This window comes from Sulfurimonas lithotrophica, from assembly GCF_009258225.1.
GTDB classification, from domain to species: domain Bacteria; phylum Campylobacterota; class Campylobacteria; order Campylobacterales; family Sulfurimonadaceae; genus Sulfurimonas; species Sulfurimonas lithotrophica.
Map to the genome: position 1 here is coordinate 857865 of NZ_CP043617.1, position 13429 is coordinate 871293.

A 13429-nucleotide genomic window follows, 5' to 3' on the forward strand; every position below is an offset into this window, starting at 1 on the left:
TTGAGAATATTACTTTTGGTATCTGCTTTTAACTCTCTTTCACAAAGTGTATATACATATCTAAAAGATAATAAACACGAAGTTGTAGTTGAATTTTTTATAAGTGAAGATGAGTTAAATAAAACCATAAAAGAGTTTTTACCGGATATTATCTTTGCACCTTATCTTAAAAAATTCATCCCAAAAGAGATTTACGAAAAAACTCCTACATATATATTGCATCCGGGGATAAGAGGCGACCGAGGACACAATGCACTTGATAATGCACTAAAAGAAAACAAAGATGAATGGGGTGTAGTAATCCTTCGTGCAAATGAGGAGTTTGATGCAGGTGATATATACGCAGAAGTTAATTTTAAAATGCGTGAAGATACAAAAGCATCTATATACAGAGACGAGGTTACAAATTCTGCTTTAAAAGCCTTGGATAAACTTCTTGAAAATATTAAAGATAAAAGTTTTATACCAACTTCTCAGCTAGATGCACCTTTTCACACTTACCTTACCCAAAACGACAGGGCAATCGACTGGGAGAGAGACAGTTCAAAAGATATTATAAAAAAAATAAACTACAGCGATTCATATCCTGGTGTAAAAGATGAGTTCTTTGGTATAGAGTGCTATCTGTTCGGGGCTCACGAAGAAGAGAGGTTCAGAGGTGGAGTGAAAGAGGTCTTGGCAAAGCGTGACGGTGCTATATGTGTCGGAACAAAAGACTCTGCTATTTGGATAAGTCACTTAAAAGAGCTAGGCAGGTTTAAATTGCCTGCCACCTATGTACTAAAAGATAAGATTCAAGGTGTTAAAGAAGAGAGGCTTCCACTATTATTTGATATGAGTTATAAAACTTTTTATGAGATAAGCGTAACAAGGGACGGTGACGTATCATACCTTTGTTTTAACTTTCATAACGGTGCCATGAGTTCTGAGCAGTGCATTAGGTTAAAGTATGCGTTTGATTTTTTAAGAGAAAACTCAAAAGTAATAGTCCTAGTCGGTGCAAAAGAATTTTTCTCAAACGGAATCCATCTAAACATACTCGAAGACTCAAAAAAGCAGGGTGAAGACGGTTGGAGCAATATTAACGCTATGAACGATTTGCTAAAATCGATTATATTTGCCGATGATGTTGTGAGCGTTGCATCTCTGCATAAAAATGCAGGGGCGGGTGGTTTGTTCTTGGCCTTAGCCTGTGACAAGGTCATAGCAAGGGATGGTGTAGTTCTAAATCCACATTATAAAACACTTGGACTAAGCGGTAGTGAGTACCATACTTACACTATGGCAAAAAGAGTAGGGCAAGAACAGATGGATAAACTGCTTGATGATTGTTTGCCTATAAGTGTGCAAAATGCTAAAAGTATAGGCTTGATAGATGAAGTATGTGGGAGGGAAAATTATTTTCAAGATTTAAAAGAGTATGCAAAAACTTTTTTAGAAGATGAAGATTCATATGATGATTTTATATATGAAAAACAAGATTATCTTGATGAGAACAAAGAGTATATAAATTCCTGCAAAGAGAACGAACTAAAAGTTATGCATCCGCAGTTTTGGGATGAACAAAGTGAGTTTCATAAACTAAGACATGAGTTTGTATATAAAACATGTCCTATAAAAACACCGGAGAGATTCAAAAATCATGCATGAATATTCAATAGTACAAGCTTTAATAGACAGCTGTGAAGAAAACGCAAAACAAAACCAAGCAAGCAAAGTTACAAAAGTAGTAGTAAAGATAGGTGTAATGAGCGGTGTTGAACCACATCTTCTTGAAATAGCATTTAATACTTTTAAAGATGGGACTATGTGTGCAGATGCAGAGTTTGTTATGAATATACAAGAGATAAGAGTTTTATGTGAGAGTTGTATAAAAGAGAGTGAACTAAAAAAATTAGAATATTTATGTCCAAACTGTGGAAGTAATCAGCTGAAAGTACTTGACGGCGAAGATATGTATCTGATGCAACTTGAATTAGAGTAGCTGATTAAATAAAACTTAAAGCTTCTTTGGGTATAATTCCGCACTTTTTTAAATTAGAATTATGAATTGACAAGGAATTGTAATGTACGCAATTATCAAAAATGGTGGTAAGCAATATAAGGTTGAAGAAGGCGATATCTTATTATTAGATAAAATGTCTTTAGAGCCAAAAGCTACTATCGAAATCGAAGAAGTTCTTGCTGTAAATGCAGGTGAGCTTAAAGTTGGAGCTCCATATGTAGATGGTGCTAAAGTTACTGCTGAAGTAATTAATGAAGGTCGTGATAAGAAAGTTGTAATCTTTAAAAAGCGTCGTCGTAAAGACTCTAAAGTTAAAAGAGGTTTCAGAAGAGACTTCACACGTGTTCGTATCACAAAAATCGCTGCATAATTAGCGAATAAAATAAAGGAGAGATAAAATGGCACATAAGAAAGGTCAAGGTAGTACACAAAATAATCGTGACTCGGCTGGTAGAAGACTTGGTGTTAAGAAATATGGTGGTGAATCAGTAGTAGCTGGTAACATCATTATTCGTCAACGTGGAACTAAAATCCACCCGGGTAAAAATGTTGGTATGGGTAAAGATCATACAATTTTTGCTCTTGTTGACGGTGAAGTGAAATTTGAGCGTAAAGATAAAAAACGTCAACAAGTTTCAATTATTCCTGCTGCATAATTCTTCAAACATTTAATATTTGGGTAAAAACCCAAATATTTTTCTTTCAATTTTAGAGTATAATCTCTTACACAATTTATTAAAATTTTTCAAAACAAAAGGATATACGATGTTTACGGACAGTGTCGAATTAAAAGTTTCTTCTGGTAAAGGCGGTCCTGGTTGTGTGTCGTTTCGTAGAGAAAAGTTTGTACTAAACGGTGGTCCAAACGGTGGAGATGGCGGAAAAGGTGGAGACATCTATTTCAAATGTGACAACAATACTCATACACTTTCTGCTTTTCAGCGTAAAATGCATATAAAAGCCGACAACGGTATGCCGGGTGAAGGCTCGAACATGACTGGAAAATCAGGCAAGAAAAAAGTTATCATTGTACCTCCCGGAACTCAGATTATAGATATGCAAAGCGGTGAAGTTCTTTTTGATATGATTAAAGACGGTCAAGAGGAAAAGTTTTTAGAAGGCGGAAAAGGCGGACTTGGAAATACCCACTTTAAAAGTTCGACTAAACAACGCCCAACTTACGCTCAACCTGGTCAAAAAGGTGAGAGTAGAGAGATAAAACTTGATCTTAAACTGATTGCTGATGTCGGTCTGGTAGGCTTTCCAAATGTCGGTAAATCAACTCTGATCTCTACAGTTTCAAATGCCCGCCCTGAGATTGCAAACTATGAGTTTACTACACTTACTCCAAAACTTGGTCAAGTTAACATAGGTGATTTCGAGTCTTTTATCATGGCTGATATTCCTGGAATTATCGGTGGAGCACATGAAGGTAAAGGACTTGGAATTAAGTTTTTACGCCATATTGAGCGTACGAAAACCTTACTTTTTATGATTGATTTGGCATCTTACAGAGATTTAAAAGAGCAAATCGAAGTTTTAAAAGATGAAGTTGCATCTTTTTCAGAAAAACTTGGGAGTTCTAAGTATGCTATCGCACTAACTCGTACGGATATTATAAATCCTGATGAGTTAAACGATTTAGTTCAAAGCTTTTTAGATATTATAGGTGTTAAAGCAAATACTAAAAGTGATTTTAATTTTGATGATAATATACCTTATTTTGTTCAAGAGAGTGCAGACGAGACTTTAGGGTTTGATAAATCTATGCCTTATTTTATTGCACCGATATCTTCGGCTACACATAAAAATATAGATGCATTAAAACATGCCTTGTTTAATTTAGTACAAAGTGACAGAAGGTAGTTATACCGTGCGTGTTATCTTTATGGGGACACCCGATTATGCCGAAGCAATACTTGCTAAACTAATAGATACCGATGGTATTGATGTTGTTGCAGTTTACACTCAGCCTGATAAACCGGTGGGTCGTAAAAAGATATTAACCCCTCCTGTTGTAAAGACTTTGGCACTAGATAATAATATAGATGTGTATCAGCCAAATAGACTTCGTGATGAAGATGTTGTTAATGAGCTTTTAAAAATAGAATGTGATTATATTGTTGTAGCAGCATACGGTCAGATACTTCCAAAGGCTGTACTTGAACATGCCCCATGTATAAACCTTCATGCATCAATTCTACCACAGTATCGTGGAGCAAGCCCGATCCAGCAGTCACTTTTAAATAACGATGCTAAAACCGGTGTTACTGCGATGCTTATGGATGAAGGTTTGGATACGGGCGATATTATAAAGATAGAAGAGATAGAAATTCCAAAAGATATGATAGTCGGTGAGCTTTTTGATGCACTGACAAAAATAGCAACAGATTTAACTGTTGATGTAGTTCAAAACTATGATAACTATACACCTGTAAAACAAGATGATTCAAATGCTACCCATTGTACAAAAATTACAAAAGCAAACGGTTTGGTAGAATTTGAAGATGCATATGATCTATATAACAAGTATCGTGCATATACACCTTGGCCGGGGATATATTTACAAAGTGGATTAAAACTAAAGCAAATATCTTTATTAGATTCCCAAAAAGACGGTGAAGCAGGAAAAATCATATCTATAAATGAAAACAGTGTAGATATCTCTTGTTTAAAAGGTTCTATTAGAATATACAAAGTTCAGCCGCAATCCAAAAAAGAGATGGATGTTATCTCTTATATAAACGGAAAAAGACTATCTATTGAAGATAACTTATCTTAAAAGTGTTGACTCGACACAAACTTATCTTAAAAATCTTATTTTAAAATCTGAGATAAAACTACCTCATGCCGTTTGTGCCGAGATACAAAATGCGGGCATTGGAAGCAGAAACAACAAATGGAGCGGGATAGAAGGTAATCTGTTTTTATCTTTTGCAATAAAACTGAGTGATTTGCCAAAAGATTTAAAACTAGAATCTGCTTCTATATATTTTGCATATATTTTAAAAGAAACTCTTGCAGAAGAAAATTCAAAAGTTTTTTTGAAATGGCCCAATGATTTTTATGTTAATAATAAAAAAATAGGCGGTATGATTACAAATATAGTCTCAGATGTTCTAATTTGCGGAGTTGGTTTAAACTTAGTAGATGCACCTGAAGATTTTGAAAAACTTGATATTGTTGTATCTAAAGAAAAGTTATTAAATAGTTTTTTTAAAAATGTTCAAAATTTAATCTCATGGAAGCAAATTTTTAGCAAATATAAGTTAGAATTTTATCAAAACAGAAACTTTTTTACACATAATAATACTTATAAGGTTTTATTATCAGAAGCTGAGCTTCAAGATGATGGCTCTATAATTGTTAACGGTGAAAGGATATATAGTCTAAGATGAGCGAAGTTATAGTAATAGCAAATCAGAAGGGTGGTGTCGGTAAAACAACCACTGCTGTAAATCTTGCCGCTTCACTTGCTGTTGCTGAGAAAAAAGTTCTTTTAATAGACTCAGATCCGCAGGCAAATGCGACTACCTCTTTAGGCTTTCATAGAAACGACTATGAATTTAATATTTACCATGTATTAATAGGTACTAAAAAACTTAAAGATATTATTTTAAAATCAGATCTTCCGACACTGCATCTGGCTCCCTCAAATATAGGTTTGGTAGGAATTGAGAAAGAATACTACGATGCCGACAAAGCAAAAGGTCGAGAACTTGTTCTTAAAAATGCTATTGCAAACGTAAAAAAAGATTATGATTATATTATTATAGATTCACCTCCTGCACTTGGACCGATGACTATAAATGCACTCTCGGCTTCAAATTCGGTTATTATCCCTATTCAGTGTGAATTTTTTGCATTAGAAGGTTTAGCACAACTTTTAAATACCGTTAAACTTGTTAGAAAATCAATTAATCCAAAGCTTAGAATTAAAGGTTTTGTGCCTACTATGTTCTCTGCGCAAAATAATCTTTCTAAGCAGGTATTTGCTGATTTAAGACAACATTTTAAGACAAAGCTATTTCGTGATTTAGAAGATAAAATCATAGTAGTGCCGAGAAATGTAAAACTGGCGGAATCACCTTCTTTTGGAAAACCGGCTATATTATATGATGTAAAATCTGCCGGGTCTTTGGCATATCAAGATTTAGCACAGGCGGTTATTGCATAATGAAGTCGCAAAAGTTAGGACGCGGTTTAGATGCACTCCTTGGTGAAATAGATGAAGCTTATGATAATGAAGGTTCTTCAAAAGATTCTATAATAGAACTTGATTTAAAATCAATTCGTCCAAACCCTTATCAACCCAGAAAGCATTTTGATGATGAAGCACTTGGAGAACTTGCCAACTCTATCAAACATGATGGACTTATTCAACCTATAGTAGTTACCGAAGATGTAGATGGTTATATTTTAATAGCCGGAGAGAGAAGATATCGTGCTTCTAAGCTTGCTAAACTTAAAACAATCCGTGCAATTATTCAAAACTCGGATGAGCAAAAGATGCGTCAATTTGCTCTAATTGAGAATATTCAGCGTCAAGAGTTAAATTCTATAGAATTGGCAAATGCATATGGGGAACTTTTAAAACTTCATAATATAACTCAAGAAGAATTAGGATCTAAAATTCATAAAAGCCGTACGCATATTACAAATACAATAAGACTTCTTCAATTATCGCCAAAAACGCAAAAAGCATTAATAGAAGGTAAAATAACGGCAGGTCATGCTAAGGTTTTAGTTGGACTTGATGAACGTCAACAACAACTTGTCGTAAATTCAATAGTAGGTCAAAAGCTGAGTGTTCGTGAAGTTGAATCTATGATAAAAAGCTTAAAAAATGAACAATTTTCTTCAAATAAGCTGAATAAAGAAACAGCAAAAAAGCTAGATTTTACAAATATTCAGACAAAATTTGATGATTTGGGATTTAAAGTTAAAAGCTCTCAAAATAAGCTGACTATCGAATTTAAAGACAACTCAGATATAGAAAAACTACTCACTTATTTAAACAATCTATAAAAATTATAAATTTTTTTATCTAATTTAACAAATATTTCAATTTTATCATTGTATAATGGCGCAACTTTTAGGAGGTGCTATGTTAGATATTAATCCGATATTGCTGATAGCTACATTGGTTGTATTTCTTACACTTATCGCTACTCTTAACAGTTGGCTATATAACCCGTTATTCGCTTATATGAATAAAAGAGATGATGACATTAAAAAAGACATGCAAAAAGCAGGTACTAACGATAATGAAATCAACGAATTAAATAATAAAGCTGAACAAATAGTTATGGATGCTAAACTGGAAGCTGCAACTTTAAGAGAAAAAGTAATCGCAGACGCAAAAGAGTTAGCTGAGAGTAAGTTAGAAGCTAAGAGAGCCGAATTGGCTAATGAATATTTAGAGTTTGAAAAAACTTTGGATGAGGCTAAAGAGGTATTAGAGAAAGATTTAGAGTCTCAAATGCCAATTTTTAAAGATTCACTAAATGCTAAATTTAGTCAACTGTAAGGATGTTAAGTGATTAAAATTATACTATTACCGCTAATGGTATCAACATACGCGTTAGCATCTGGTGGTGAAGGTGGCACGGATATAGTTCAAAGAACTGTAAACTTTGCTTTGTTTGCCGGACTTATTTGGTATTTGGTTGCAGAACCTGCTAAAGCTTACTTCAAAGGAAGAAGTCAGGGGATTGCAGATGAATTGCAAAAGGTTAAAGATAGATTAAAAGAATCTGATGACCTTAAAAAAGAAGCACTTGCAAAAGTTAGCGAAGCTGAAAAGTTTGCTATTGAATTGCAAGAATCATCAAAAAAAGAGAATAAAATCTTAAACGATAATATCATGGCACAATGTGAGAAGGATTTAGTTAATTTAACTAATGCACAAAAAACACATATGGATTTTGAACAGCGTAAAATGGTAAGAAAAGTTGTAGAAGATACTATTACTAAATTACTTGCTGAATCAACAAATGATTTTGATAAAGAAGCTATGGCTAATGTTATCTTAAAGAAGGTGGCATAGATGAGTGAATTAATTGCAAAAAGATATATAAAAGCTTTAAAAAACGATATGGATGCTAAAGCCTTAGAAAACATAAGTGAAATATTTTCAGGCTTGGCTTTATCTTTTAAAGATGAAAAATTTTTAAATGTTATTTCAAATCCGGCTGTAAGTTCTCAAGATAAAACAAATATTATATTAGATGCAGTAAAATCTGCAAAATCTGAAAAAGTTAATAACTTTATTAAGCTGCTTGGTGAGAATAACCGTTTAAATGTTATTCCTTCTTTATCGGCTGCATTAAATAAAGATATTGCACAAAGTACTAAAACTTATACAGGTGTAGTATATAGTGATAGCGATATCGATGCTTCTGTTATAAAAAATTTAGGTGATGGTTTAGGGAAAAAATATGACTCTAAAATTACACTTGATTTTGTAAAGAGTGAGTTTAACGGTATTAAAGTAGATGTTGAAGATTTAGGTATTGAAATTAATTTTTCAAAATCAAGAATTAACGACCAAATTATAGAACATATTGCAAAAGCAATATAATTTTCGAGAGGAGATAAATAGTGGTAGCAAAAATACAAGCTGATGAAATCAGCTCAATAATTAAAGAGCGTATTGACAATTTTGAATTAAATGTTGATATTAACGAAACTGGTAAGATTGTTTCTTATGCTGATGGTGTTGCACAGGTTTACGGACTAAGCAATATTATGGCCGGTGAAATGGTAGAGTTTGAAGAGGGTACTAAAGGTTTGGCAATGAACCTTGAAGAAGCAAGTGCAGGTATAGTTATACTTGGTACTGGTACTGGACTTAAAGAGGGAATGAGTGTTAAGAGACTAGGTCGTCTTTTACGTGTACCTGTTGGTGATGCTCTTTTAGGTCGTGTTGTAAATGCATTAGGTGAGCCAATTGACGGTAAAGGTCCTATTGAAACAACTGAAACTCGTTTCGTTGAAGAAAAAGCACCTGGTATTATGGAGCGTAAATCAGTACATGAGCCTTTAGCAACCGGTATTAAAGCAATTGATGCACTTGTTCCAATCGGTCGTGGTCAACGTGAGCTTATAATTGGTGATAGACAAACTGGTAAAACTACTGTTGCACTAGACTCAATTATCAACCAAAAAGGTAACGGTGTTGTATCTATCTACGTAGCAATCGGTCAAAAAGAATCAACTGTAGCACAAGTTGTTCGTCGTTTGGAAGAACACGGTGCAATGGAGAACACTATCGTTGTAGCTGCAAGTGGTGCTGAAGCTGCTGCGCTTCAATTCTTAGCTCCATATACTGGTGTAACAATGGGTGAATACTTCCGTGACAATGCTAGACACGGTTTAATCGTATATGATGATTTATCTAAACATGCGGTTGCTTACCGTGAGATGTCTCTAATTCTTCGTCGTCCTCCGGGTCGTGAAGCATACCCGGGTGATGTTTTCTACGTTCACTCAAGACTGTTAGAGCGTGCAGCTAAATTAAGTGATGAAGAGGGAGCTGGTTCTTTAACTGCTTTACCAATCATTGAAACTCAAGCTGGTGACGTTGCGGCATATATTCCAACGAATGTTATCTCTATTACTGATGGTCAAATCTTCCTTGAGACTGATTTATTCAACTCAGGTGTTCGTCCTGCGATTAACGTTGGTCTTTCAGTATCTCGTGTTGGTGGTGCTGCTCAGATTAAAGCTACTAAGCAAGTTGCCGGTACGTTGCGTCTTGACCTTGCACAATATCGTGAATTACAAGCGTTTGCTCAGTTCGCATCTGACCTTGATGAAGTTTCTCGTAAACAACTAGAGCGTGGTCAAAGAATGGTAGAAGTTCTAAAACAAGGTCCTTTCTCTCCACTTGCTGCTGAGAAACAAGTTCTTGCTATTTTTGCAGGTAACGAAGGTTTCTTGGATGATATGGATCCGTCTAACGTTGTTAGATTTGAAAATGAGTTATATCCATTTATTGAAGCTTCTTATCCTCAAATTTTTGAGAATATCAGAAGTGCAAGTAAAGTTGATGACGACACAAAAGCACTAATGTTAAAAGCACTTGAAGAGTTTAAAGCTTCTTTTGTAGTAGCATAAGGGATTACTTATGGCAAACTTGAAAGATATTCAAAGAAAGATTAAGAGTGTATCTAACACTCAAAAGACGACACGTGCTATGAAGCTGGTTTCAACTGCTAAGCTTCGTCGTGCAGAAGAGCTTGCAAAACGCTCACGTCTTTATTCTGATAAACTTAATCAGGTTATTGCCGAAATAGCTGGACGTATCAAATGTCATAAAGTTGGTGGATTAGAAGGTAATAGATGTTTTACCGATATAGATAATCCTAAAACTGTTGATATAATCTTTGTTACGGCTGATAAAGGTCTTTGTGGTGGTTTTAATATTCAAACAATTAAAGCTGTTAATAAACTTTTAGCTGAGTATAAAGAAAAAAACGTAAAAGTTCGTCTAAGCGGTGTCGGTAAAAAAGGTATTGAATTTTTTAAATATAACGAAACAGAACTTTTCGAATCTGTTGTAGGTTTAAGTTCAAAACCTGAAAAGAAAACATCAGATGATTTCATCTCAACTTCTATAGAAGATTTTAAAGATGGAAAAATCGATGCAGTTCATATTGTATATAATGGTTATAAAAACATGATTACTCAAGAGTTACATGTTAATAAAATATTACCTATTGATACTGAACAATTTGAATGTGGTGAACCTGAAAAGTCGTCAATGTTAGAGATAGAAGCACAAGATGAAGAAAATATGCTTGATTCTTTGGTAAACAGATATGTTGAGTACTCTATGTATTACTCACTAATCGATTCTGTTGCTGCTGAGCATTCTGCTCGTATGCAGGCAATGGATGCTGCTACTAATAATGCTAAAGAGATGGTTAAGTCTTTAAACATTGAATTTAATAAAGCGCGTCAAGCTGCAATTACTACTGAGCTAATAGAGATTATTAGTGGTGTAGAGTCTATGAAATAATGGAGAAAAATATGATAGGAAAAATTAGCCAAGTTATGGGTCCTGTTGTTGATGTTGATTTTGACGGATATCTTCCGATAATCAATGAAGCAATCGAAGTACAAGTAAATGTAGAAGGTAGTGAGCATCGTTTAGTTTTAGAAGTTGCTGCTCACTTAGGTGACGGTCGTGTTCGTACAATTGCTATGGATATGAGTGAAGGTTTAGTTCGTGGAATGGAATGTAAAGCTACAGGTGCTCCAATTCAAGTACCTGTTGGTGAAAAAGTTCTTGGACGTATATTCAACGTAATCGGTGAGACAATCGATGGTGGTGAACAAGTTACTGATTCTGAGACTTGGTCGATTCACCGTGAGCCGCCTGCATTAGTTGACCAATCAACTAAAACAGAGATGTTTGAAACAGGTATTAAAGTTGTTGACTTACTAGCTCCTTACTCAAAAGGTGGTAAAGTTGGACTATTCGGTGGTGCCGGTGTTGGTAAAACAGTTATTATCATGGAGCTTATCCACAACGTTGCTATGGGTCACGACGGTTTATCTGTATTTGCCGGTGTTGGTGAGCGTACACGTGAAGGTAATGACCTTTACCACGAGATGAAAGAATCAAATGTACTTGACAAAGTTGCACTGTGTTATGGTCAAATGAGTGAGCCTCCAGGAGCACGTAACCGTATTGCTTTAACTGGTCTTACTATGGCTGAGTATTTCCGTGATGAGAAAAAACTTGATGTACTTATGTTTATCGATAACATCTTCCGTTTTGCTCAGTCAGGTTCTGAGATGTCTGCGCTTCTTGGTCGTATCCCATCAGCTGTTGGTTACCAACCTACACTTGCTCGTGAGATGTCTGCATTACAAGATCGTATTACATCTACAACTAACGGTTCTATTACTTCAGTTCAAGCTGTATATGTACCTGCGGATGACTTAACTGACCCTGCTCCTGCTTCTGTTTTTGCTCACTTAGATGCAACTACGGTACTTAACCGTAAAATTGCGGAAAAAGGTATTTATCCTGCGGTTGATCCACTAGATTCAACTTCAAGATTACTTGATCCGCAAATTTTAGGTGAAGAGCACTATAATGTAGCTCGTGGTGTTCAACAAACATTACAAAAATATAAAGACCTTCAAGATATCATTGCAATTCTTGGTATGGATGAGCTTTCTGAAGATGATAAAAACGTTGTTGAACGTGCTCGTAAAATTGAGAAATTTCTTTCTCAACCATTCTTCGTTGCAGAAGTATTTACAGGTGCTCCTGGTAAATATGTATCTCTTGAAGACACTATCAAAGGTTTCAAAGGTATCTTAGACGGTGAGTATGACCACATGCCGGAAAATGCATTCTATATGGTTGGTGGTATGGATGAGGCTATTGCTAACGCTGAAAAAAGCAAGTAAGCCTAAATAAAGGACTCTAATGGATACGTTCAAATTAGAAATCGTAACGCCAAACGGTCTTATCTATGCAGATGAGGCTCTTAGCGTAACATTACCGGGAGAAGAGGGTGAATTTGGTGTTTTAGCCGGTCACTCATCTATCTCAACATTACTTGAAGCCGGTGTAGTTGATATTGAAAAAACAGATAAATCTGTAGAATCAGTATTAATCAACTGGGGTGTTGTTAATGTTGATGAAGAAAAAGTTGTTGTTCTAGTAGAGGGTGCTGTTGCTATTCGCGGTGAAAGTGAAAGTGATGTGGCTCGTGCTCTTGAAGATGCTAAAGAACTTGTAAAAAGTATTGAAGATTCAGGTGCTGCTATTGCTACCGTATCTGCAAAACTTGAAAATGCAGCTCAAAAATTAATATAGATAAATTTTAAGAATGTTTAATGAAATCTTAGATTTTTATCTAAAAAGTCACCCTGTTACTATAGGTGTATTAGTATTATTGGCTATATACTTTATAGTATTAAATTGGGTGTTTTTTTATCGTTATTTTTCACTTGATAACTGGCTAAAACAAGAAAATGATTCTTTTGAATCCTTGCTTTTAGGAGCTTCAAGTGTTAGTGAATCTTCTTATTTGCATAAATTTTTAAGAGTATCATCCACAACTAAAAAAGAAGTACTACAGTTAGGAATGTTAGCAGCTACTAAAGAGGCTACTAAAGGTCTTTCAATATTATCTGTATTTTCATCTACTACACCATTTATAGGTTTATTTGGAACTGTTGTGTCAATTTTGGATACTTTTACGCATATAGGTCAAAGCAGCGGCAGTATGTCGATAATCAGTTCTGGTGTGTCAGATGCATTAGTAGCAACTGCAGCGGGTATATTTGTAGCGATTTTTGCTTACACTTACCATCAAATTTTAAAAAGAAAATCTTTTGAGATTATTAATTTTTTACAGATGCAAAGTGATGCTATACTTTCAAAGAAAGATTAGA

General features: G+C 34.8%; 17 protein-coding genes. All 17 read left to right on the forward strand.

The window, feature by feature from the left end:
• Positions 1-1650, forward strand: coding sequence for a hydrogenase maturation protein (locus FJR48_RS04290; RefSeq protein WP_152306925.1), 1650 nt, complete (start codon positions 1-3; stop codon positions 1648-1650).
• On the forward strand, positions 1643-1984 hold the full coding sequence (hypA, locus tag FJR48_RS04295) for a hydrogenase maturation nickel metallochaperone HypA (RefSeq protein WP_152306926.1): 342 nt from the start codon (positions 1643-1645) through the stop codon (positions 1982-1984). Before FJR48_RS04290 ends, hypA begins: the two co-directional genes overlap by 8 nt.
• A gap of 82 nt (positions 1985-2066) precedes the next feature.
• On the forward strand, positions 2067-2375 hold the full coding sequence (gene rplU / locus FJR48_RS04300; protein ID WP_152306927.1) for a 50S ribosomal protein L21: 309 nt from the start codon (positions 2067-2069) through the stop codon (positions 2373-2375).
• A gap of 28 nt (positions 2376-2403) precedes the next feature.
• The gene (gene rpmA / locus FJR48_RS04305) at positions 2404-2661 is read left to right on the forward strand and encodes a 50S ribosomal protein L27 (RefSeq protein WP_152306928.1); all 258 of its coding nucleotides are present in this window, start codon (positions 2404-2406) and stop codon (positions 2659-2661) included.
• A 109-nt stretch (positions 2662-2770) separates the two neighbouring features.
• Positions 2771-3871 carry a GTPase ObgE gene (gene obgE, locus FJR48_RS04310; RefSeq protein ID WP_152306929.1) on the forward strand — a complete coding sequence of 367 codons (1101 nt, stop codon included), beginning with the start codon at positions 2771-2773 and terminating at the stop codon, positions 3869-3871.
• Between the two features lie 7 nt (positions 3872-3878).
• Positions 3879-4787 carry a methionyl-tRNA formyltransferase gene (gene fmt / locus FJR48_RS04315; protein ID WP_152306930.1) on the forward strand — a complete coding sequence of 303 codons (909 nt, stop codon included), beginning with the start codon at positions 3879-3881 and terminating at the stop codon, positions 4785-4787.
• Positions 4768-5403: a biotin--[acetyl-CoA-carboxylase] ligase gene (locus FJR48_RS04320; protein ID WP_152306931.1), complete on the forward strand. Its 636-nt coding sequence runs from the start codon at positions 4768-4770 to the stop codon at positions 5401-5403. The genes fmt and FJR48_RS04320 overlap by 20 nt, the downstream gene beginning before the upstream one ends.
• Positions 5400-6182, forward strand: a complete 783-nt coding sequence (locus tag FJR48_RS04325; RefSeq protein ID WP_152306932.1) for a ParA family protein — start codon at positions 5400-5402, stop codon at positions 6180-6182. Before FJR48_RS04320 ends, FJR48_RS04325 begins: the two co-directional genes overlap by 4 nt.
• The gene (locus FJR48_RS04330) at positions 6182-7033 is read left to right on the forward strand and encodes a ParB/RepB/Spo0J family partition protein (RefSeq protein WP_152306933.1); all 852 of its coding nucleotides are present in this window, start codon (positions 6182-6184) and stop codon (positions 7031-7033) included. Before FJR48_RS04325 ends, FJR48_RS04330 begins: the two co-directional genes overlap by 1 nt.
• 79 nt (positions 7034-7112) lie before the next feature.
• On the forward strand, positions 7113-7535 hold the full coding sequence (locus tag FJR48_RS04335; RefSeq protein ID WP_152306934.1) for a FoF1 ATP synthase subunit B': 423 nt from the start codon (positions 7113-7115) through the stop codon (positions 7533-7535).
• Between the two features lie 9 nt (positions 7536-7544).
• Positions 7545-8054 (forward strand): F0F1 ATP synthase subunit B, encoded by a 510-nt coding sequence (locus tag FJR48_RS04340; protein ID WP_152306935.1) that lies wholly within the window; start codon positions 7545-7547, stop codon positions 8052-8054.
• Positions 8055-8588 carry a F0F1 ATP synthase subunit delta gene (locus FJR48_RS04345; protein ID WP_152306936.1) on the forward strand — a complete coding sequence of 178 codons (534 nt, stop codon included), beginning with the start codon at positions 8055-8057 and terminating at the stop codon, positions 8586-8588. It abuts the gene before it with no gap.
• 20 nt (positions 8589-8608) lie between these two features.
• On the forward strand, positions 8609-10126 hold the full coding sequence (atpA, locus tag FJR48_RS04350) for a F0F1 ATP synthase subunit alpha (RefSeq protein ID WP_152306937.1): 1518 nt from the start codon (positions 8609-8611) through the stop codon (positions 10124-10126).
• Positions 10127-10136: 10 nt separating this feature from the next.
• Positions 10137-11030 carry an ATP synthase F1 subunit gamma gene (atpG, locus tag FJR48_RS04355; protein WP_152306938.1) on the forward strand — a complete coding sequence of 298 codons (894 nt, stop codon included), beginning with the start codon at positions 10137-10139 and terminating at the stop codon, positions 11028-11030.
• 11 nt (positions 11031-11041) lie between these two features.
• Positions 11042-12436 (forward strand): F0F1 ATP synthase subunit beta, encoded by a 1395-nt coding sequence (atpD, locus tag FJR48_RS04360; RefSeq protein ID WP_152306939.1) that lies wholly within the window; start codon positions 11042-11044, stop codon positions 12434-12436.
• 19 nt (positions 12437-12455) lie between these two features.
• Entirely contained in the window at positions 12456-12848 is a 393-nt protein-coding gene (gene atpC, locus FJR48_RS04365; RefSeq protein WP_152306940.1) for an ATP synthase F1 subunit epsilon, read from the forward strand.
• A gap of 13 nt (positions 12849-12861) precedes the next feature.
• Positions 12862-13428, forward strand: a complete 567-nt coding sequence (locus FJR48_RS04370; RefSeq protein ID WP_152306941.1) for a MotA/TolQ/ExbB proton channel family protein — start codon at positions 12862-12864, stop codon at positions 13426-13428.
• Position 13429: the final 1 nt, after the last annotated feature.